Annotated in this window: 23 protein-coding genes; 18 read left to right on the forward strand and 5 right to left on the reverse strand. The window is 47.3% G+C overall.

All coding sequences use genetic code 11. The features are described 5' to 3' along the window. Positions 1–49: 49 nt before the first annotated feature. From gabD to gdh, 3 genes are all read left to right on the forward strand, one after another. Positions 50–1,438 carry a succinate-semialdehyde dehydrogenase gene (gene gabD, locus MHI44_RS13820; RefSeq protein WP_015382777.1) on the forward strand — a complete coding sequence of 463 codons (1,389 nt, stop codon included), beginning with the start codon at positions 50–52 and terminating at the stop codon, positions 1,436–1,438. Positions 1,439–1,560: 122 nt separating this feature from the next. Continuing rightward, on the forward strand, positions 1,561–2,424 hold the full coding sequence (gene glcU / locus MHI44_RS13825) for a glucose uptake protein GlcU (protein ID WP_003234455.1): 864 nt from the start codon (positions 1,561–1,563) through the stop codon (positions 2,422–2,424). A gap of 19 nt (positions 2,425–2,443) precedes the next feature. Beyond that, positions 2,444–3,229, forward strand: a complete 786-nt coding sequence (gdh, locus tag MHI44_RS13830; RefSeq protein WP_003246720.1) for a glucose 1-dehydrogenase — start codon at positions 2,444–2,446, stop codon at positions 3,227–3,229. A gap of 43 nt (positions 3,230–3,272) precedes the next feature. Here the strand turns inward: gdh and MHI44_RS13835 are convergent, their stop codons facing one another. From MHI44_RS13835 to ycnK, 3 genes are read right to left on the reverse strand one after another with little or no spacing between them, the layout of a single operon-like run. Beyond that, a complete protein-coding gene (locus MHI44_RS13835; RefSeq protein WP_043858126.1) occupies positions 3,273–3,887 on the reverse strand; it encodes a DUF1775 domain-containing protein in 615 nt (204 codons plus the stop codon). A 12-nt stretch (positions 3,888–3,899) separates the two neighbouring features. Next, the gene (gene ycnJ, locus MHI44_RS13840) at positions 3,900–5,525 is read right to left on the reverse strand and encodes a copper transporter YcnJ (RefSeq protein ID WP_088325309.1); all 1,626 of its coding nucleotides are present in this window, start codon (positions 5,523–5,525) and stop codon (positions 3,900–3,902) included. A 34-nt stretch (positions 5,526–5,559) separates the two neighbouring features. Further along, the gene (gene ycnK / locus MHI44_RS13845; RefSeq protein ID WP_003234446.1) at positions 5,560–6,132 is read right to left on the reverse strand and encodes a copper uptake transcriptional regulator YcnK; all 573 of its coding nucleotides are present in this window, start codon (positions 6,130–6,132) and stop codon (positions 5,560–5,562) included. 164 nt (positions 6,133–6,296) lie between these two features. Here ycnK and MHI44_RS13850 point away from each other — a divergent pair, with 164 nt between their 5' ends. The 6 genes from MHI44_RS13850 to lepB all read left to right on the forward strand — a co-directional run bounded on the left by MHI44_RS13850 (position 6,297) and on the right by lepB (position 11,689). Then, entirely contained in the window at positions 6,297–6,650 is a 354-nt protein-coding gene (locus MHI44_RS13850; RefSeq protein WP_339202161.1) for a hypothetical protein, read from the forward strand. A 171-nt stretch (positions 6,651–6,821) separates the two neighbouring features. Continuing rightward, complete coding sequence (locus tag MHI44_RS13855; protein WP_010886406.1) at positions 6,822–8,258, forward strand: PTS mannitol transporter subunit IICB; 1,437 nt, start codon at positions 6,822–6,824, stop codon at positions 8,256–8,258. Positions 8,259–8,282: 24 nt separating this feature from the next. After that, complete coding sequence (locus tag MHI44_RS13860) at positions 8,283–8,714, forward strand: PTS sugar transporter subunit IIA (RefSeq protein ID WP_003246714.1); 432 nt, start codon at positions 8,283–8,285, stop codon at positions 8,712–8,714. A gap of 1 nt (position 8,715) precedes the next feature. Then, positions 8,716–9,837 (forward strand): mannitol-1-phosphate 5-dehydrogenase, encoded by a 1,122-nt coding sequence (locus MHI44_RS13865; RefSeq protein ID WP_339202163.1) that lies wholly within the window; start codon positions 8,716–8,718, stop codon positions 9,835–9,837. An 89-nt stretch (positions 9,838–9,926) separates the two neighbouring features. Then, positions 9,927–10,991 carry a tartrate dehydrogenase gene (locus MHI44_RS13870; protein ID WP_003234436.1) on the forward strand — a complete coding sequence of 355 codons (1,065 nt, stop codon included), beginning with the start codon at positions 9,927–9,929 and terminating at the stop codon, positions 10,989–10,991. Between the two features lie 134 nt (positions 10,992–11,125). Next, entirely contained in the window at positions 11,126–11,689 is a 564-nt protein-coding gene (gene lepB, locus MHI44_RS13875; RefSeq protein ID WP_014475826.1) for a signal peptidase I, read from the forward strand. A 59-nt stretch (positions 11,690–11,748) separates the two neighbouring features. Here lepB and MHI44_RS13880 read toward each other — a convergent pair whose 3' ends face one another. Then, positions 11,749–12,357 carry a dienelactone hydrolase family protein gene (locus MHI44_RS13880; protein WP_116316421.1) on the reverse strand — a complete coding sequence of 203 codons (609 nt, stop codon included), beginning with the start codon at positions 12,355–12,357 and terminating at the stop codon, positions 11,749–11,751. A gap of 85 nt (positions 12,358–12,442) precedes the next feature. Between MHI44_RS13880 and MHI44_RS13885 the strand changes: the two genes are divergently transcribed. After that, on the forward strand, positions 12,443–12,835 hold the full coding sequence (locus MHI44_RS13885) for a 3-hydroxyacyl-ACP dehydratase FabZ family protein (RefSeq protein ID WP_122895042.1): 393 nt from the start codon (positions 12,443–12,445) through the stop codon (positions 12,833–12,835). A 32-nt stretch (positions 12,836–12,867) separates the two neighbouring features. On the opposite strand, the gene MHI44_RS13890 is transcribed toward MHI44_RS13885, so the two are convergent. Continuing rightward, complete coding sequence (locus MHI44_RS13890; protein ID WP_003234425.1) at positions 12,868–13,032, reverse strand: hypothetical protein; 165 nt, start codon at positions 13,030–13,032, stop codon at positions 12,868–12,870. A gap of 132 nt (positions 13,033–13,164) precedes the next feature. On the opposite strand from MHI44_RS13890, the gene MHI44_RS13895 reads away from it, so the two are divergent. The 8 genes from MHI44_RS13895 (at position 13,165) to lipC (ending at position 20,169) form a co-directional block, all read left to right on the forward strand. After that, on the forward strand, positions 13,165–13,914 hold the full coding sequence (locus MHI44_RS13895) for a phosphoglycolate phosphatase (protein WP_003234424.1): 750 nt from the start codon (positions 13,165–13,167) through the stop codon (positions 13,912–13,914). Between the two features lie 205 nt (positions 13,915–14,119). Continuing rightward, positions 14,120–14,893, forward strand: a complete 774-nt coding sequence (pxpA, locus tag MHI44_RS13900; protein WP_015715254.1) for a 5-oxoprolinase subunit PpxA — start codon at positions 14,120–14,122, stop codon at positions 14,891–14,893. Between the two features lie 14 nt (positions 14,894–14,907). After that, on the forward strand, positions 14,908–16,122 hold the full coding sequence (locus tag MHI44_RS13905) for an NRAMP family divalent metal transporter (protein WP_003234422.1): 1,215 nt from the start codon (positions 14,908–14,910) through the stop codon (positions 16,120–16,122). A gap of 23 nt (positions 16,123–16,145) precedes the next feature. Beyond that, complete coding sequence (locus MHI44_RS13910; RefSeq protein WP_080480998.1) at positions 16,146–16,919, forward strand: putative hydro-lyase; 774 nt, start codon at positions 16,146–16,148, stop codon at positions 16,917–16,919. Between the two features lie 44 nt (positions 16,920–16,963). Further along, positions 16,964–17,686, forward strand: coding sequence for a 5-oxoprolinase subunit B (gene pxpB, locus MHI44_RS13915; protein ID WP_003234420.1), 723 nt, complete (start codon positions 16,964–16,966; stop codon positions 17,684–17,686). A gap of 2 nt (positions 17,687–17,688) precedes the next feature. Then, positions 17,689–18,696, forward strand: a complete 1,008-nt coding sequence (pxpC, locus tag MHI44_RS13920; protein WP_003234419.1) for a 5-oxoprolinase subunit PxpC — start codon at positions 17,689–17,691, stop codon at positions 18,694–18,696. 15 nt (positions 18,697–18,711) lie between these two features. Continuing rightward, a complete protein-coding gene (locus MHI44_RS13925) occupies positions 18,712–19,464 on the forward strand; it encodes an IclR family transcriptional regulator (protein ID WP_003246517.1) in 753 nt (250 codons plus the stop codon). 63 nt (positions 19,465–19,527) lie between these two features. Continuing rightward, positions 19,528–20,169 (forward strand): spore germination lipase LipC, encoded by a 642-nt coding sequence (lipC, locus tag MHI44_RS13930; RefSeq protein WP_003234415.1) that lies wholly within the window; start codon positions 19,528–19,530, stop codon positions 20,167–20,169. Positions 20,170–20,330: the final 161 nt, after the last annotated feature.

Here is a 20,330-nt window from a genome sequence, read left to right on the forward strand (position 1 = left end):
TGGGTCTGCTATCATTTTAAGTAATCATGAAAAGAAAGGAATGTTCAATATGCCAGATCAATTAACGGTCTACAACCCGGCTACGGGCGAGGAGATCAAAACGATTCCTCAGCAATCAGCCACAGAGGTAGAAGAAGCCATTGAACGTTCACATCAAGCGTTTAAAACGTGGTCTAAAACATCAGCGAACGAAAGAGCGTCTCTTTTGAAAAAATGGTATGAGCTGATTGTTGAACATAAAGAAGAGCTTGCAGATTTAATTACAAAGGAAAACGGAAAACCATACCAGGAAGCAGTCGGCGAGGTACTTTACGGCGCAGGCTATATCGAATGGTTCGCAGAGGAAGCGAAGCGTGTGTACGGAAGAACGGTCCCGGCCCCGACAACGGGTAAACGAATTGTTGTCACACGCCAGCCGGTCGGCCCCGTTGCTGCTATCACGCCCTGGAATTTCCCGAATGCGATGATTACACGCAAAGCGGCGCCTGCTCTTGCCGCTGGCTGTACATTTATCATCAAGCCGGCGCCGGACACACCGCTGTCTGCTTATGAACTAGCGCGCCTCGCATATGAAGCGGGCATTCCGAAGGATGTTCTTCAGGTTGTAATCGGCGATGGAGAAGAAATCGGAAATGTGTTCACAAGCAGTCCGAAAATCCGCAAAATCACCTTCACAGGCTCAACACCTGTAGGGAAAATCCTTATGAAAAACAGCGCGGACACCGTGAAGCACGTCTCAATGGAACTCGGCGGACACGCCCCGCTGATCGTAGATGAAGATGCAGACATTGACCTTGCCGTTGAACAGGCGATGGCGTCCAAATACCGAAACGCAGGCCAAACCTGCGTATGTGCCAACCGCCTGATCGTTCATGAATCCATCAAGGATGAATTTGCTGCGAAACTGAGCGAGCAAGTGTCTAAGCTGAAAGTCGGAAATGGACTTGAGGAAGGCGTCAATGTCGGCCCGATCATCAACAAACGAGGCTTCGAAAAAATCGTCAGCCAAATTGATGATGCGGTTGAAAAAGGCGCGAAGGTTATTGCTGGGGGCACATATGACCGAAACGATGACAAAGGGTGCTACTTTGTGAATCCGACAGTGCTCACCGATGTCGATACGTCCATGAACATCATGCATGAGGAAACATTCGGTCCGGTCGCCCCGATCGTCACGTTTTCTGATATTGATGAAGCGATTCAGCTTGCCAACGATACACCGTATGGCTTGGCTGCTTACTTCTTCACAGAAAACTACCGCCGCGGCATCTATATTTCCGAGAATCTAGAGTATGGCATTATCGGCTGGAATGACGGCGGACCGTCAGCGGTTCAAGCGCCATTCGGCGGAATGAAAGAAAGCGGCATTGGCCGTGAAGGCGGTTCAGAAGGTATCGAGCCGTACCTTGAAACAAAATATTTGTCCATCGGTTTATAAAAGAATGCACGCTCCTGAGAGCTGCCGGATTTTCCGGCAGCTCTTTTTCTGTTCCGGCGAATAATCACAACAATTCCAGCCAAAATAACAGCAAATACATTTTGAAAGAAGGTTCCCCAACAATGGATTTATTATTGGCTCTTCTCCCGGCTTTGTTTTGGGGGAGCATTGTTCTCTTCAATGTGAAATTAGGCGGCGGGCCGTACAGCCAGACACTGGGAACGACGATCGGGGCACTCATTGTTTCTATCGTTATTTACTTTTTTGTTCAGCCCGTTCTGTCCCTTCGCATTTTTATTGTTGGAATCGTATCCGGCTTATTTTGGTCACTTGGACAGGCCAACCAGCTGAAAAGCATTCAATTGATGGGCGTGTCGAAAACAATGCCGATTTCCACAGGAATGCAGCTCGTTTCCACCTCGCTGTTCGGTGTGATCGTGTTCCGCGAATGGTCAACACCGATTGCGATTACGCTTGGCGTTCTCGCTTTGATCTTTATCATTGTGGGAATCATTCTCACGTCCTTGGAAGATAAGAATGATAAAAAAGAGGGCGAGCCAAGCAATTTGAAAAAGGGCATTTTGATTCTCCTTGTTTCGACTCTTGGTTATTTGGTTTATGTAGTAGTGGCTAGATTATTCAATGTGTCCGGCTGGTCCGCGTTGCTGCCACAGGCAATTGGTATGGTGGTCGGGGGGTTAGTTTTAACCTATAGACACAAACCCTTTAACAAGTATGCGATCAGAAATATTCTCCCAGGGTTAATCTGGGCAGGCGGAAATATGTTTTTGTTTATTTCTCAGCCGCGAGTCGGCGTTGCAACGAGCTTTTCCCTTTCACAAATGGGAATTGTCATTTCTACGCTCGGCGGTATTTTCATCCTGCGTGAAAAGAAAACGAAACGCCAGCTAATAGCAATTGCGATCGGGATTATCCTGATTATTGCCGCCGCCGTATTCTTAGGAATCGCCAAAACAAATTCATAACAAATGGAGGAGGATGTATATGTATCCGGATTTAAAAGGAAAAGTCGTCGCTATTACAGGAGCTGCTTCAGGGCTCGGAAAGGCGATGGCCATTCGCTTCGGCAAGGAGCAGGCAAAAGTGGTTATCAACTATTATAGTAATAAACAAGATCCAAACGAGGTAAAAGAAGAGGTCATCAAGGCGGGCGGTGAAGCTGTTGTCGTCCAAGGAGATGTCACGAAAGAGGAAGATGTAAAAAATATCGTGCAAACGGCAATTAAGGAGTTCGGCACACTCGATATTATGATTAATAATGCCGGTCTTGAAAATCCTGTACCATCTCACGAAATGCCGCTCAAGGATTGGGATAAAGTCATCGGCACGAACTTAACGGGTGCCTTTTTAGGAAGCCGTGAAGCGATTAAATATTTCGTAGAAAACGATATCAAGGGAAATGTCATTAACATGTCCAGTGTGCACGAAGTGATTCCTTGGCCGTTATTTGTCCACTATGCGGCAAGTAAAGGCGGGATAAAGCTGATGACAGAAACATTAGCGTTGGAATACGCGCCGAAGGGCATTCGCGTCAATAATATTGGGCCAGGTGCGATCAACACGCCAATCAATGCTGAAAAATTCGCTGACCCTAAACAGAAAGCTGATGTAGAAAGCATGATTCCAATGGGATATATCGGCGAACCGGAGGAGATCGCCGCAGTAGCAGCCTGGCTTGCTTCGAAGGAAGCCAGCTACGTCACAGGCATCACGTTATTCGCGGACGGTGGTATGACACAATATCCTTCATTCCAGGCAGGACGCGGTTAAACAAAAAAAGCGACCCAGACATCACATCTGGATCGCTTTTTTATTACGCACGCTTTTTCTTAACAAGTGCTGCTACAGATAAAATAATGGCAGCCGCAGACAGCACAATCGCTGTAATGTCTAGAGCTGAAGAACCTGAGTTTTCGGAATCGTCTTCTGTTTTCGTGGCGCCGTGCTCATCTGTCACTTGTTTTGCAGACGTGATGTTTGTAATGGAATGAGGTGTATCGGCATCCTCGTCACCTGTCCACTCAACAATGCTGCCGTCTTTGTAATATTGGTATGCGTCCCAAGCGGCTTCCTCCGCTTTGTCAGGGTTTTTGGCAACAAAGGTAAACTGCTGGAACTGTCCTTCCTGAATCCCTCCGTCAGTCGCCTCCCATGTCACGGAGACTGATTTGTCATCATGTTTTTGAGTGGAAACCTTCCAGCCCGGAATTGGCTCATATTGCTGGAATTCAACATCCTTCGGCATTTTGAGGACTACCTTCGTTGTCGGCAGATTTTTCTCAGAAGGGACCTTCATTGTATACGTTTCCCAAGAGCCTGCAGCAGACTCAGCCGGTTTTACAGAAACGTGCGCGCTGGCAGGGGCCGTAAATAATAAGAGGGAGCCGACAATAGCCGGACATAGTGTCAATGCGATTTTTTTCAACAACGTAAACACTCCTTAATTGGTCTTTGTAAACATGATATTGATTTCGTTAAAGTCGCCGGTCAGGCCGTGGACTTTGATCTTCCAGTTTCCTTTTTCATTAATCGACAGGTTTTGATCTTGGAAGACGCCTTTTGTTTTTTCTTTTAATGTAAAGGTGCTTTTGTTTTCGCTGCCTGACAGGCCTGTTTTATAAACGGTTAACGTGATTTGCTGGATGTTTTTCACGGGATCTCCGTTATGGTCGGTGACCCGCAGCTCAAAAACATTTTTTCCGGGCTGGTTTGGGCTGATGCTGAGAGAAACGCTTTGTCCGTTCTCAATCGCTTTGGTTTGGTAGAACGGTTCCGGCGCTGGCTCAGGCGGGCTTGGCAGGCTTGTAAACACGGCAGCTGTGATCAATACAGCGATGCCGATTGCCCACTCCGCTTTCAACGTTCGGCTGATTCCTGTGCGGCGCTGCTTTCTGGTAAGCAGAAAATGAATCGCACCTAAGACCAGCATGAAAACAAACAGCCCGCTTTTCACTAAAAGAGCTTGGCCGTACGCTGTATGGAATAGTGAATCCATTGAACGAATGATGAAAAATCCATTGAGCAAGCCTGAAAACAAAATGACGCCGACTGCAGTGAGCGCCCATGGGGAGAACCGTCTGACCGTCTCCCACGCGAGCGTTTTGTCAGGCTGCCTCCATTCTTTTGAGAGCAGCGAAACGAGTGCCGCTATTCCGCCAACCCAGATGGAAGCGGAAGTTAAATGAAGGAAATCCATCAAAATGCCGACCGTTTTTTCTTCAACGACAGCAGCATGCCCGGTAAACGCCTTGGCGAGCAGGAGACCGAAAAAGAAAATGAGCGGCGCTGTCCAATAGCCAAAGGATGAAAAGCGGTTTTTTCGTATCGCAGGGATGACAGACAGTGCGAGCAGCACGAACAGCGCGGCCTGTATGATCCAAATGGAGCCGCCTGCTGTCTCAAACAGTGTTTCTCTGATGTAGCCCGGCTGGAATGCGCTGCCCCAGCCGCCGCCTGCGTTCGCTTTTGTCTGAATCGGAAGCTGAAGCAAAAGCGCCAGCCCCAATGCTGCGATCGAGCCGGTCAGGATACGTCTCGTCCGTTTGACGAGCTGTTCTGATTTCCCTTTATACCAGAAAAGATGGAAGAAAACCGTTCCGATAAACAGAGATAAGGCTGTATACAGAATCGCGCGATCTGCTGCTGTTCCCGGATTCAGCGCTGAGTCGGCTGCTTTTTGGCTGCTGAAGCCGCCATCCGCTTTCCCGATACTGAACGGAATGACGCCGGAAACAGGATGTCCATCCGCGGATACGGCATTCCATTCCGCTCTGTACACATCTTTAGGCAGATTCTTCTTCAGCTTCACTGTCATGATGTGATGATTATCTTTTTTGATTTCAGTCTTGTCCGTATCCACACGGTCGCCGTTTGAATTATAGACTTTAATGTAATGAAACCCTTCTTCAACCGGTTCATTAAATTCGATTTCCACCTGCGCAGGGGCGCTTTTTAATTCGCTGTTTTCCCCAGGTGAAGATTTGACAATATAGGCGTGAGCAAAGCTTGTTTTCGGCAGGAAAACAAGAAAAAGCAGAAGGATGATCCACCATCTGTTTCGCTTCATCACTCAGACACCACCTTCCGCTGTATGTGTTGTGTTATTTCTTGGTGCAGGTGCAGCGTTTCTTTCTGTCTTGAAGCATGTCTTCCAGCGCTTGGTCGAAAGTGCGGACGGCTCCGCCGAATCCTTTTTGAAATCGTTCGGCATGGTCAAGTGTCGCAAACGGAATGGCCTGCGGCTGGCAGCAGTGCAGGTTTAATTCAGCATTTACGACGAAATAAGCCGAACCGGCACTGACGGTTGTCTGTAACAGAAAATCTCTGCAAATCAAGTGTGAAACCTCTTCCGTTTTATCCGCGTAACGCAAAAACGCGCAATGTGCGCAGCATAGCTGTTCAATGTCTTGGTTTACCGTAATCAGCTGAACCGAATGAGCTTGATTGACGGGCTTCAAGCAATAGCTGCACATATGATCCGTTTGAGGTGTTCGGGCGGGGAGCGTGATGCCGCCGGCCGTTTTAATGACCTGATTTGACTGAACCAGCTGATTGACATCTCTGTATACCGTCATTTCCGAAACGCCAAACCTTGCGCTGATGTCAGAAATTCTGAGCGCGCCTTCTTCTTTCAGCCACTTCAGTATGTGTTGCTGTCTATTAATCGGAAGCATTCATACACCCTCTTCATTAAGATCTATTTAAGCGTAGAGGATTTTAGAGACAGAGACAAGTAAGCTGATGATAAAAAATGTGAAAATGTGTTGAACAACAACAAAACGAAACAGAAGGGACTCTGGTATAATAGACATATGGAATAGAAAGTGAGGAATACCCTATGAAAGAAACACCATGCCCGAACTGCGGCAAACCTTTGACAGGCGACATGGTCAGATCATCAAATGTGCCTTGTCAATTTCGCTGCGGACACTGCCGGGAACGGCTTTGTGAATATAAAGTATCAGCTCCGATTATGCTGGTATCATTAGCGGCCATTGTGCTGCTCATTTATCTTTTGCTGCTCCTCCGCAATGCGGCAGGTTCAATGCTGCCGGCTGTACAGCACGTGCCGATGGCTGTTTTTGCGCTTGTGTGCGCCTATCCCGTTTTTATTGTGAGTGAGCGGATGATTGCAAAGTACGTGATTCAAAATGGCAACATCATTTATAGAGGAAAGAGAAAAGGCTCCTGAAATCAGGAGCCTTTTTATTTTTAAAAAATTGTCACAGTCATGTGCCAAAGTCCTCTTTACTTTCAATTGTATAGGGACTGTAAGCGTTTTAACATAGAGTCAAAGGGAAGCATCATTCTCTGAACATACTTTTTATCTTACAGCGACAAACAAAACAGGGAGGGTTTATATATGCAGCAGCAAGAACAGCAGCAAGGCGGCATGAAAGTGAAAGTGCAGCGCTTTGGGAGTTATTTGAGCGGAATGATCATGCCGAATATCGGCGCATTTATCGCGTGGGGTATCATTACCGCGCTGTTTATTCCGGCAGGATGGTTTCCGAATGAACAGCTGAACACGCTGGTCAGCCCGATGATTACGTATTTATTGCCGCTTTTGATAGCGTATACAGGCGGAAAAATGATCTACGACCACCGCGGCGGAGTTGTCGGAGCGACAGCGGCAATTGGGGTGATTGTCGGATCGGATATTCCAATGTTTTTAGGCGCAATGATTATGGGTCCGCTTGGCGGATACCTCATTAAACAGACTGATAAATTATTCAAGGATAAAGTCAAACAAGGCTTTGAAATGCTGATCAACAACTTTACGGCAGGGATTGTCGGCGCGGCTTTAACGATTCTCGCGTTTTACGCCATCGGCCCGGTTGTCCTGACGCTAAATAAATTGCTGGCGGCTGGTGTGGAAGTCATTGTACACGCTAATTTACTGCCCGTAGCCAGTGTTTTTGTAGAACCGGCGAAAGTGTTGTTCCTCAACAACGCCATTAACCACGGAATCTTAAGCCCGATCGGAATCGAGCAAGCATCTCAAACAGGAAAATCAATTCTGTTTTTAGTAGAAGCAAACCCTGGACCGGGGCTCGGCATTTTGCTGGCGTACATGTTCTTTGGCAAAGGATCTTCAAAATCAACGGCTCCCGGTGCGGCGATCATCCATTTCTTTGGAGGGATTCACGAGATTTACTTCCCGTACATTCTGATGAAACCGGCCCTGATTCTCGCAGCCATTGCCGGCGGAGCAAGCGGACTCTTAACGTTTACGATCTTTAATGCCGGACTTGTCGCGGCAGCGTCACCGGGAAGCATTATCGCATTGATGGCAATGACGCCAAGAGGAGGCTATTTCGGCGTATTGGCGGGTGTATTGGTCGCTGCAGCTGTATCGTTCATCGTTTCAGCAGTGATCCTGAAATCCTCTAAAGCTAGTGAAGAAGACCTGGCTGCCGCAACAGAAAAAATGCAGTCCATGAAGGGGAAGAAAAGCCAAGCAGCAGCTGCTTTAGAGGCGGAACAAGCCAAAGCAGAAGAAGCGTCTGAGCTGTCTCCTGAAAGCGTGAACAAAATTATCTTTGCGTGTGATGCGGGAATGGGATCAAGTGCCATGGGGGCATCCATCTTAAGAAACAAAGTGAAAAAAGCGGAGCTTGACATCAGTGTGACCAACACGGCCATTAACAATCTGCCAAGCGACGCGGATATTGTTATCACCCACAAAGATTTAACGGACCGCGCGAAAGCAAAGCTGCCGAACGCGACGCACATCTCAGTGGATAACTTCTTAAACAGCCCGAAATACGACGAGCTGATTGAAAAGCTGAAAAAGTAATCTTATAGAAAGAGAGTGATACTCATGCAAGTACTCGCAAAGGAAAATATTAAACTCAATCAAACGGTATCATCAAAAGAAGAGGCCATCAAATTGGCAGGCCAGACGCTGATTGACAACGGCTACGTGACAGAGGATTACATTAGCAAAATGTTTGAACGTGAAGAAACGTCTTCTACGTTTATGGGGAATTTCATTGCCATTCCACACGGCACAGAAGAAGCGAAAAGCGAGGTGCTTCACTCTGGAATTTCAATCATACAGATTCCAGAGGGCGTTGAGTACGGAGAAGGCAACACGGCAAAAGTGGTATTCGGCATTGCGGGTAAAAATAATGAGCATTTAGACATTTTGTCTAACATCGCCATTATCTGTTCAGAAGAAGAAAACATTGAACGCCTGATCTCCGCTAAAAGCGAAGAAGATTTGATCGCCATTTTCAACGAGGTGAACTGACATGATCGCCTTACATTTCGGTGCGGGAAATATCGGGAGAGGATTTATCGGCGCGCTGCTTCACCACTCCGGCTATGATATGGTGTTTGCGGATGTAAACGACACGATGGTCAGCCTCCTCAATGAAAAAAAAGAATACACAGTAGAACTGGCAGAAGAGGGACGTTCATCTGAGGTCATTGGCCCGGTCAGCGCGATTAACAGCGGCAGTCAGCCGGAGGAGCTGTACCGGCTGATGAATGAGGCTGCGCTCATCACAACAGCTGTCGGCCCGAATGTGCTGAAGCTGATTGCTCCATCTATCGCAGAAGGTTTAAGACGGAGAAACACTGCAGACACACTGAATATCATTGCCTGCGAAAATATGATTGGCGGAAGCAGCTTCTTAAAGAAAGAGATATACAGCCATTTAACGGAAGCAGAGCAGAAATCCGTCAGTGAAACGGTAGGTTTTCCGAATTCTGCCGTTGACCGGATCGTCCCGATTCAGCATCATGAAGACCCGCTGAAAGTATCGGTTGAACCATTTTTCGAATGGGTCATTGATGAATCAGGCTTTAAAGGGAAAACACCAGTCATAAACGGCGCACTGTTTGTTGATGATTTAACGCCGTACATCGAACGGAAGCTGTTTACGGTCAATACCGGACACGCGGTCACAGCGTATGTCGGCTATCAGCGCGGACTCAAGACGGTCAAAGAAGCAATCGATCATCCGGAAATCCGCCGTGTCGTTCATTCGGCGCTGCTTGAAACTGGTGACTATCTCGTCAAATCGTATGGCTTTAAGCAAACTGAACACGAACAATATATCAAAAAAATCATCGGTCGCTTTGAAAATCCTTTCATTTCGGACGATGTGACCCGCGTAGCGAGGTCACCTCTCAGAAAACTGGGAGAAAATGATAGACTTGTAGGCCCGGCAAAGAAAATAAAAGAACCGAATGCACTGGCGGAAGGAATTGCCGCAGCACTGCGCTTCGATTTCACCGGTGACCCTGAAGCGGTTGAACTGCAAGCGCTGATCGAAGAAAAAGGATACAGCGGCGTACTTCAAGAGGTGTGCGGCATTCAGTCCCATGAACCGTTGCACGCCATCATTTTAAAGAAACTTAATCAATAACCGATCACCGTGACACAATGTCACGGGCTTTTTTTACTATCTAGCAATCTAGTATAATAGAAAGCGCTTACGAAAACAAGGGAAGGAGAATGACGATGAAACAATTCGAGATTGCGGCAATACCGGGAGACGGAGTAGGAAAAGAGGTTGTAGCGGCTGCTGAGAAAGTGCTTCATACAGCGGCTGAGGTACACGGAGGTTTGTCATTCTCATTCACAGCTTTTCCATGGAGCTGTGATTATTACTTGGAGCATGGCAAAATGATGCCCGAAGATGGAATACATACGCTTACTCAATTTGAAGCGGTTTTTTTGGGAGCTGTCGGAAATCCGAAGCTGGTTCCCGATCATATATCGTTATGGGGACTGCTGCTGAAAATCCGGAGGGAGCTTGAGCTTTCCATTAATATGAGACCCGCCAAACAAATGGCGGGCATTACGTCACCGCTTCTGCATCCAAATGATTTTGACTTCGTGGTGATTCGCGAGAACAGTGAAGGTGAATACAGTGAAGTCGGAGGGCGCATTCACAGAGGCGATGATGAAATCGCCATCCAGAATGCGGTGTTTACGAGAAAAGCGACAGAACGTGTCATGCGCTTTGCCTTCGAATTGGCGAAAAAACGGCGCAGCCATGTGACAAGCGCCACAAAGTCTAACGGAATTTATCACGCGATGCCGTTTTGGGATGAAGTCTTTCAGCAGACAGCCGCTGATTATAGCGGAATCGAAACATCATCTCAGCATATTGATGCGCTGGCGGCTTTTTTTGTGACGCGTCCGGAAACGTTTGATGTCATTGTGGCGAGCAACTTGTTCGGTGATATTTTAACCGACATCAGCTCAAGCCTGATGGGAAGCATCGGCATTGCGCCTTCTGCGAACATCAATCCATCTGGCAAATATCCGTCCATGTTTGAACCGGTTCACGGCTCAGCTCCTGACATTGCCGGACAGGGCCTTGCCAATCCGATCGGCCAGATTTGGACAGCGAAGCTGATGCTCGACCACTTCGGAGAGGAAGAATTGGGGGCAAAAATTCTGGATGTAATGGAGCAAGTGACTGCCGACGGCATCAAAACACGCGACATTGGGGGACAAAGCACAACGGCTGAGGTCACTGATGAAATCTGTTCGCGCTTAAGAAAGCTCTGATGAATCAGGCCGGTGGCAGATGGCTGCCCCGGCCTGTCCATTTCCTTACGAAAATTTCCACGAAGGTCTAACCAAGCAGATCCAAATGCTGTATAATAATTTGGAATTCTTAGGAAAGCATCGGGTGAAGGAAGTTGAATGCAAAAACAATCACGTTAAAGAAAAAAAGAAAAATCAAAACGATCGTTGTACTCAGTATCATTATGATCGCAGCTCTCATTTTTACGATCAGATTGGTGTTTTACAAGCCTTTTCTTATTGAAGGATCATCAATGGCCCCAACGCTTAAAGACTCAGAAAGAATTCTGGTTGATAAAGCAGTCAAATGGACTGGCGGGTTTCACAGAGGCGACATCATAGTCATTCATGACAAAAAGAGCGGCCGCTCATTTGTCAAACGTTTAATCGGTTTGCCTGGTGACAGCATTAAAATGAAAAATGATCAGCTGTACATAAATGATAAAAAGGTGGAAGAACCGTACTTAAAGGAACAACAACAAGAGGTCAAAGAATCGGGTGTAACCTTAACGGGTGACTTCGAGGTTGAGGTTCCTACCGGTAAATATTTTGTGATGGGAGATAACCGTCTCAATTCACTGGATAGCAGAAACGGAATGGGCATGCCTTCTGAGGACGATATCATCGGTACTGAATCTCTCGTCTTTTATCCATTCGGTGAGATGAGACAGGCAAAATAAAATGCAATGCAAAAAGAACATGGAACATGACGGCACCGATAATAAAGCGCCGTGCACGTTTAAAAAAATGATGATGAAACGGTGCGGAGCCGGCTTTCCGCCCCGTTTTTTATGATAGAAAGCGTTTTGAAGAAAAGGGCCCTGTTGAAATAAACAGAATCAGGATTGGCGAAGCCGTGAAGCGCATCGAATTGGTAAATCTCAAGATGGGTATGCTGTTTTTCCCGCAGTTTTTTGATAAGAAGCGCTACGTCAAACGACGGCTCATAATTAGGGAAAAACAATAGGACCGGGCAGGCTGGCACGTGATGAAGAGAGTCGCGTATCCGGGAACCGTAATAACAAACCGATCCGCTCACCTCAGGCATACTGCTGCATTTCCATGCGATAGTAGCCCCCACGCTGAATCCAATCACAAAGATGTGCCGTCCGGCGTTTTGCCTGATCACATTCTGGATGATGGTTTCTCCCGTTTTCAGCCTTTCGTGTTTTGTAAATTGTTCGTATGCCGTTTTTTCTTCTTTCAGTGTGTAGACTTCATCCTCGCCGAGCAGGTTGGGCGTCAACACATCATATCCAGCCATTTTGATCAGCCGGCCCATCTTTTTCATATGGCTGTTTACACCATATATTTCGTGTACGAGAATGACAAGCGGTTTTGGGAACATAACGGCCTCCTTTTGTGTTTTTTCCATTATATCCTATCGTTTCACTTTAGGCTGAGATATAATGGTCAAAAAAAGGAGATATAAAATGAACTCATTATCTTTGCCTCACCGCTATCCATTTTTGTTTATTGATGGCGTGACGGATAGCGAGCCCGGCAAACATGCGGCAGCTTATAAGCTGATTAGTGAGAACGACTGGTTTATCACTGATACGCAAACAGAAATGCCGTTTTCACTTGTGATTGAAGCGCTTGCGCAAACCGCGGCTTTTACAGGAATTACAGATAAGAACAGCTTGGGATTATTGTCTTCGGTGAAGAAAGCGGAAAAGCTGGGAGAAGCTGTGCCCGGTGACCGGCTTGATCTTACGTTTGAAGTCACGCGCAATCGGCGCGGGTTTGTGTTCGGACATGCCAAGGCATCAGTTGGAGAGCAGCCTGTTGCTGAAGCTGAAATCGGCATCTATATTGAAAAATGAAAAAAACCCTTCACAACATTTTGTGAGGGGTTCTATTTTGTGTCGTAATCCCGTTCGCTTTGAGAGTTATCTCTTTGCTGGCGTTTGTGTTTTTCATCATTCATATTTTCCTTCAGCTCTTCATTAGGAATCGGATCGGTTAAGTCGTTGTGCTCGGGGTTTTCATTTGGTTTGTTTTGCTGTTTTTTTTCTGTCATGTTTGATCACCTCACCGTTTGTTTTCCTCTTATCCATTCTCCTCAAACATAGGAAATCGCTTTTTTGTCCCGCTGGGTATAATGTATTAGAATAGAGAGAAGCACAACAAAAAGATAAAGAGAGGTACATATATGTCTGTTCAAAGAGAAGATGTAGATATCAAGCTGATCGCAATTGATATGGATGGTACACTGCTGAACGACGAGCAGCTGATCTCGGATGAAAACCGCAAAGCCATTCGTGAAGCGGAGGATAAAGGTGTGTATGTGGTGATCAGCACGGGCCGGACGCTGATGACGTGCAGGGAGCTGGCGGAATCGCTAAAGCTGTCATCCTTTCTAATCACGGCAAACGGCAGTGAAATTTGGGATTCGAATTTTAATTTGGTGGAACGGAAGCTGCTTCATACGGACCATATTCAAATGATGTGGGATTTGCGGAATAAGCACAACACTAATTTCTGGGCTTCTACGGTGAATAAAGTATGGAGAGGCGAGTTTCCGGAAAACATTACGGATCATGAATGGCTCAAATTCGGCTTTGACATCGAGGATGACGATATCCGAAACGAAGTGCTTGAGGAGCTGAGAAAAAACAAAGAGCTCGAAATCACAAATTCAAGTCCGACAAACATTGAAGTCAACGCGCTTGGCATCAACAAAGCTGCAGCCCTTGCCAAGGTTACGGAAAAACTCGGCTTTACAATGGAGAATGTGATGGCGATGGGCGACAGCCTTAATGACATTGCGATGATCAAAGAAGCGGGTCTTGGCGTCGCAATGGGCAATGCGCAAGACATCGTAAAAGAAACGGCTGATTATATCACGGATACAAATATTGAGGATGGTGTCGCTAAAGCGATTCGCCATTGGGTACTATAAAAAAAGAGAGTCCTAAGATGGACTCTCTTTTTTAGTTTGGCAGGTTTTATTCTGGGACCATGGTAGGTTTTCTGACAAAAGTATTTCACAAACTGATATGATTCACTTATAATGAAATAAAGTTCAAAAATTCGGAATAGTCGTTCCGAATTTCGGGACAATAAATGACATAAAGCATATCGTTTGCTTTGGCAGGAGGGATTCTGTGTTTCAGATTGATTTAAACTGTGATTTAGGAGAAAGCTTCGGAGCCTACAAGATAGGCCTTGACCAAGATATTTTAGAGTATGTGACATCAGCGAATATCGCATGCGGATTTCATGCAGGAGATCCTAGTGTTATGCGAAAAACCGTCGCGCTTGCAGCGGAAAAAGGCGTGAAAATCGGCGCGCATCCGGGCTTGCCGGATTTACTCGGTTTTGGGCGCCGCAATATGGCGATTTCTCCTGAGGAAGCGTATGATCTTGTCGTTTATCAAATTGGCGCGCTCTCTGGCTTTCTAAAAGCAGAGGGACTTCACATGCAGCACGTCAAGCCGCATGGGGCTTTATACAATATGGCGGCAGTCGATCAAAAACTGTCGGATGCTATCGCGAAAGCTGTCTATAAGGTTGATCCCGGCCTGATTCTTTTCGGTCTTGCTGAGAGCGAGCTTGTAAAAGCGGGAGAACGGATCGGACTTCAGACCGCAAATGAAGTGTTCGCCGACAGAACATACCAATCGGACGGCACGCTGACACCGCGCTCCCAGCCGGACGCACTCATTGAAAGTGATGATGCCGCCGTCACCCAGGTCATCAAAATGGTGAAAGAAGGGGCGGTCAAATCTCAGCAAGGACATGATGTGTCATTAAAAGCAGATACAGTCTGCATTCATGGAGATGGAGCCCATGCGCTGACATTTGCGCAAAAAATCAGAAAACAGCTCAAAGCGGCTGGAATTGAAGTGACAGCTATTTCAGAACAGAGGTCAACATAAAGGAGGAACAATAGATGGAGCAGCAGAAAAAGACAGCAGGAAAAAAAGCGGGCAGCTGGTCATTGCTGATGGGCGCCGCCTTTTTAATGGCGACATCAGCAATCGGACCGGGTTTCCTCACCCAAACCGCAACATTCACAAACACACTCGCAGCAAGCTTCGGTTTTGTCATCTTAATCTCTATTATTTTAGATATTTTCGCCCAAACCAATGTGTGGCGCATCATCGCAGTTTCTGGAAAACGAGGTCAGGAAATTGCGAATATGGTGCTTCCCGGACTGGGGTATTTCATCGCCATTCTCGTCGTGCTTGGCGGACTAGCTTTTAATATTGGGAATATCGGAGGGGCCGGGCTGGGACTTCAGGTGCTGTTCGGCATTACACCTGAAACAGGCGCTTTAATCAGTGCTGTTATCGCCATTTTGATTTTTGTCATCAAGGAAGCAGGAAAAGCGATGGACCGTTTTACGCAAATCGCGGGGTTCGTGATGATTATTTTAACGGTCTACGTTGCGGCGACGACAGCTCCTCCGGTCGGACAGGCAGTCGCAAATACATTCGTACCGGAACACATCAGCATATTTGCCATTGTCACCCTAGTGGGCGGAACCGTCGGCGGTTATATCACATTTGCCGGGGGACACCGTTTGCTTGATGCCGGAATTAAAGGGAAGGAATCCATTCCGCAGGTGACAAAAAGCTCGGTTGTCGGCATTTTAATTACATCTGTCATGCGTATCGCTCTTTTTCTTGCGGTTCTAGGCGTTGTATCGAAAGGCCTGCACATCGATGAAAGCAACCCGGCGGCTTCTGTCTTCAAGCTGGCTGCTGGAAATGTTGGTTATAAAATTTTCGGATTGATCATGTGGTCTGCGGCGATTACGTCTGTTATTGGAGCAGCCTATACATCTGTTTCATTTTTCAAGACCTTTTCTCCAAAAATTGAAAAGAATTCACGTGGTATTATTATCGGATTTATTGTGGTTTCTACGTTAGCTTTTGTCACAATCGGCCAGCCTGCGAAGATCCTCGTCCTTGTCGGTTCACTGAACGGCTTAATTCTGCCGATTGCGCTCGGAACGCTGCTTGTTGCCGCCTACAAGAAAAACATTGTCGGTGATTATAAGCATCCGCTTTGGCTGACAAGCACAGGCGCGCTTGTAGTGATTGTAATGGCAGTTATGGGAATCTACACGTTATGTACACAACTTCCTCAATTGTGGAGCTGATATAAGTGGAGCAATTAAACAAAATGGCGCCGAAGGATGTACGCGCCCTGATACGAGAGGGGAAAATAAACGGGCCGACCGCAGGCATGTCCGGCGGCTACGCCCAAGCGAATCTTGTGGTTTTGAAAAAGGACCTTGCGTTTGATTTTCTGCTGTTTTGCCAGCGAAATCAAAAGCCCTGCCCCGTGCTGGATGTGACTGAAGCAGGTTCGCCTGTGCCGTCTCTGGCTGCGCCGGATGCTGATATCAGAACGGACTTTCCGAAATACCGTATTTACAGGCACGGTATCCTAACGGAAGAAGTATCTGATATTACGCCATACTGGGAGGACGATTTTGTCGGCTTTCTGATCGGATGCAGTTTCTCCTTTGAACAGGCACTGATCAATAATGGGATAGCTGTCCGGCATATTGATGAGGGGACAAACGTCTCGATGTATAAAACGAATATCGATTGTGTTCCGGCGGGGGCGTTTCACGGACAGATGGTTGTCAGCATGAGGCCGGTTCCTGAACGGCTGGCTGTACGTGCCGCACAAGTGACCTCGCGTTTTCCGGCTGTGCACGGAGGGCCGATCCATATCGGCAATCCGGGAGCAATCGGGATTCGCGATCTCGGGAAACCGGATTTCGGAGATGCCGTTTCCATTCGAGAAGGCGAGGTTCCTGTTTTTTGGGCATGCGGAGTGACACCGCAAGCCGTGGCTATGAATGTAAAACCTGAAATGGTCATCACACATGCGCCGGGGCATATGCTCATCACAGATATTCGAGACGAGTCGCTTGCGGTGCTGTAACCTCTCGTCATCCTGATGAACGAGAAATAAAAGAGGTGAGAAAGATGACTGTACGATATCAAATCGAACAGCTCGGTGATTCTGCAATGATGATCCGATTCGGAGAAGAAATCAATGAACAGGTCAACGGCATTGTCCATGCCGCGGCCGCTTATATAGAAGAACAGCCATTTCCGGGATTCATTGAATGTATCCCGGCTTTTACAAGTCTAACCGTATTTTATGATATGTATGAAGTGTACAAGCATTTGCCTCAAGGCATAAGCTCACCTTTTGAGAGTGTCAAGCGCGATGTCGAAGAGCGGCTGGCAGAAATAGCCGAAGACTATGAGGTCAACCGCCGTATTGTAGAAATTCCCGTTTGCTATGGCGGTGAATTCGGTCCGGATTTAGAAGAGGTGGCGAAGATCAATCAACTGTCACCGGAGGAAGTAATCGACATTCATACAAACGGTGAATATGTGGTGTATATGCTTGGCTTCGCGCCCGGTTTTCCTTTTCTAGGCGGGATGTCAAAACGCATTGCAGCTCCGAGAAAATCATCGCCAAGACCGTCGATTCCCGCAGGTTCGGTCGGTATTGCGGGATTGCAGACAGGCGTTTATCCGATTTCAACGCCGGGCGGCTGGCAGCTGATCGGCAAAACGCCGCTGGCTCTTTTCCGGCCGCAGGAAAACCCGCCGACATTGCTGCGGGCGGGAGATATTGTGAAATTCGTTCGCATCTCAGAAAAAGACTATCACGCCTATAAGGAGGAGTCCAATTGAGCATGAAAGTATTAAAGCCCGGACTGCTCACAACGGTTCAGGATATAGGCAGAACGGGTTACCAAAAATACGGCGTTCTGGCCAGCGGCGCTATGGACACGGTTTCACTGCGCATTGCCAATCTGTTGATAGGAAACGGCGAAAATGAAGCAGGTCTCGAAATAACGATGATGGGGCCCGGTCCGTCGTTTCATTTTTCAAAACAGACACTGATTGCTGTGACAGGGGCGGACTTCACGCTGCGTATTAATGACGAGGAAGCGCCTTTATGGAAGCCTGTGCTCATCAAGGAAAACAGCACGGTCAGCTTTGGCCCCTGCAAACTCGGCAGCCGTGCTTATTTGGCGGCAGCTGGCGGCATTGAGGTGCCTGCCGTCATGGAAAGTAAAAGCACATACGTCAGAGGAAGCATTGGCGGACTTCATGGCAGAGCGCTTCAAAAAGAAGATGAACTGAACATTGGAGAGATGTCAGCTCTTTCGCAAACCATCCTTTCTCGCTTAAGTTCGCAGCTTGGAAAACAGGGATTTGCAGCACCGAAGTGGTCAGTCAGCCGCGGCAGATTTCTGCCATTGAAGAAGAATCCCGTCATTCGGGTGCTGGAAGGAAAGCAATTTGCCTTTTTCACAGAAGAATCAAAAACGCGTTTTTATGAAGAAGCATTTCGTGTCACGCCGCAGTCCGACCGTATGGGCTACAGGCTCAAAGGAGAACCGCTCGAACTGAAGGCCCCGCTTGAGATGGTGTCGGAAGCGGTTTCATTCGGAACAGTTCAGGTGCCGCCTGACGGCAACCCGATTATCCTGCTTGCAGACCGGCAGACGACTGGCGGCTATCCGAGGATCGCGCACATCATATCCGCTGATCTTCCGATTGTTTCCCAAATCATGCCGGGCGAGCACGTTCAGTTTGAGCCTGTGTCCCTCCAGGAGGCAGAAGCGCTTGCGGTAGAACGGGAACAGCATATAAAAGAACTGAAAACGAGAATGAAGATGGAATGGCTGACATAGCAAAGGGGATGAATGATGCAGAATAAAAATAAAACAGTAGTCAAATCTATGGCGCTGCTTAATTTGTTTTTGCATAAACCAAGCCTAACCTTAAGTGAACTGGTGTCGCTGACGGGAATGCCGAAGACCTCTGTTCACCGGATGGTCAGCTCCTTGGAGGAAATGGGGTTCCTCAGTCGGGATGCGTCCGGCGCTTATTCGCTGGGATTGGTGTTTTTGGAATTCGGACAGCTTGTCGCTGACAGGCTGGATATCAGAAAAATAGCGAAACCGGTGATGGAAGAGCTGTGCCGGGAAGTGGATGAGGCCGTGCAGTTGATCATGAGGGACGGCAATGAAGCGATATACGTTGAGAAAATAGAAGGGACACAGACTGTGCGGCTGTATACGGCGATCGGCAGGCGTTCCCCCCTATACGCGGGAGCGTGCGCCAGAAGCATTCTGTCCTTTCTTCCCCGTGAAGAAATCGAAGCATACATCAAACAAACCGAGCTCATTTCGATTGGCTCCGGAACGATTACCGATCCCGAAAAACTGCTTCAGGAGATTGATGCCTCTGTGCAAAATGGCTATACTGTCAGCTATTCAGAGCTCGAAAACTATACGGCGGCGATCGGCGCCCCGATCTTTAACCATGAGCGCCAGGTGGCAGCCGGCATTAGCATTGCAGGCTTTGAAGCAAGATTTACAGAAGACAGGCTGCCCTATTTAACAGAAAAGGTGAAGGACGCCGCTTTACAGATTTCAAGAAAAATAGGATATACATAAGTAGCCAATCTTTTCTCTGCTGCGTACATTAACGTATCGACGTTCAAGAGTGGAGGAAAGAACATGGTGCTTCGATATACAGCTCTGGGCGATTCCTTGACGACAGGGAGAGGCTCCGGGCTGTTTTCACCCGGCTTCGTCCAGCGTTTTGGGGACATGATGGAAGCTGACTTGAAAACAAGAACGGCAATAAACATATTTGCCAGATCAGGTCTGAATACAGAAGAGATTTTGGGACTCCTGTCATATCCCTATGTGCAAAAATGTATTCGAGATGCTGATATGATAACGATCACAGGGTGCGGAAACGATCTCATCGATTCGGTCTTAGCCTACCAAACCTCTAAGGATGAAACGATTTTCAGCCGTGTATCCGCCCATTGCCATGAGAATTTTGAAAAGATGATTGCCAAAGTCGCCGAGATTAAAGGAGAAAATCCTTCCCCGTACGCCATTCGTGTGTTCAACTTATACAATCCGTTTCCCGAAATTGATATCGCCGGCAAATGGATCACTTCGTTTAATTCACATTTAGAAACACTTGCATCAGCACCCCATGTCAAAATCGCGGATGCCTATAGCATCTTCAAAGGCAAAGAACAGGAATATCTGTCCTTTGACGGTGTCCATCCGAACAGCAAAGGCTATCAAGCGATGGCTGAAGCCGTTCACAAGCTAGGCTATAAAGAATTATCAGTTTCATAGAAAACGCGCCTCATGACAGGCGCGTTTTTTATGTGTGATCGAAATATTAAAAGAAACTTAAAATTCTCTGTCTTCTGTTCTACAGACAAACAAAGTGCGCTAGAATAATGGAGGGCGTAGGCAAATATAGCCATAACGTTCAATATTTCGTATATAAGGAA

It is taken from the genome of Bacillus sp. FSL K6-1366 (genome assembly GCF_037976695.1).
Classification (GTDB): Bacteria; Bacillota; Bacilli; order Bacillales; family Bacillaceae; genus Bacillus; species Bacillus subtilis.